The 1,119-nt window shown below is 52.4% G+C and carries 1 protein-coding gene and 1 rRNA gene; one reads left to right on the top strand and one right to left on the bottom strand.

All coding sequences use genetic code 11. The features are described from left to right. A partial coding sequence (locus tag ACGYLC_RS17635; protein WP_394424237.1) for a hypothetical protein occupies positions 1–225 on the bottom strand: 225 nt, incomplete at its 3' end. A 65-nt stretch (positions 226–290) separates the two neighbouring features. Between ACGYLC_RS17635 and ACGYLC_RS17630 the strand changes: the two genes are divergently transcribed. Then, a 16S ribosomal RNA gene (locus ACGYLC_RS17630) occupies positions 291–1,119 on the top strand; the annotation flags it as partial.

Genomic DNA, 1,119 nt, shown 5'->3' with positions numbered 1-1,119 from the left:
GGGGCGCGCCGATAAGTTAGGGCGCATCTCAGTTTCTTTTGTCTCAACGCTGTTTGAAAATTTGATATCTGAAGAGATATGTGGGCGGTTTGGTTCATTCGATGGATCAACGTCTGTATATCGCGCTTCTAGGGTCTTGGCCCGATGATGAAGTGTCAGCTTCACTGTTTGGACGGCTTTCGCTACTTTGTAGCTGAAGCACAACAAACAGAGAATGGTCTGCATCTTTCAGTAATGGATGCAGGTCGATGTGCAGAGGTTCGACGTCAAGGATACGCAGCAATGCGTTTCAACTTGAGAGTTTGATCCTGGCTCAGAACGAACGCTGGCGGCAGGCCTAACACATGCAAGTCGAGCGAGACCTTCGGGTCTAGCGGCGGACGGGTTAGTAACGCGTGGGAACGTGCCCTTCTCTGCGGAATAGCCACTGGAAACGGTGAGTAATACCGCATACGCCCTTCGGGGGAAAGATTTATCGGAGAAGGATCGGCCCGCGTTAGATTAGATAGTTGGTGGGGTAACGGCCTACCAAGTCTACGATCTATAGCTGGTTTTAGAGGATGATCAGCAACACTGGGACTGAGACACGGCCCAGACTCCTACGGGAGGCAGCAGTGGGGAATCTTAGACAATGGGCGCAAGCCTGATCTAGCCATGCCGCGTGTGTGATGAAGGTCTTAGGATCGTAAAGCACTTTCGCCAGGGATGATAATGACAGTACCTGGTAAAGAAACCCCGGCTAACTCCGTGCCAGCAGCCGCGGTAATACGGAGGGGGTTAGCGTTGTTCGGAATTACTGGGCGTAAAGCGCGCGTAGGCGGATTGGAAAGTTGGGGGTGAAATCCCGGGGCTCAACCCCGGAACTGCCTCCAAAACTATCAGTCTAGAGTTCGAGAGAGGTGAGTGGAATTCCAAGTGTAGAGGTGAAATTCGTAGATATTTGGAGGAACACCAGTGGCGAAGGCGGCTCACTGGCTCGATACTGACGCTGAGGTGCGAAAGTGTGGGGAGCAAACAGGATTAGATACCCTGGTAGTCCACACCGTAAACGATGAATGCCAGTCGTCGGGCAGTATACTGTTCGGTGACACACCTAACGGATTAAGCATTCCGCCTGGG

The sequence above is a fragment of the Sulfitobacter sp. 1A12157 genome, from assembly GCF_043557345.1.
GTDB lineage: Bacteria > Pseudomonadota > Alphaproteobacteria > Rhodobacterales > Rhodobacteraceae > Sulfitobacter.
This window is presented reverse-complemented; position numbering and strand designations above follow the sequence as displayed.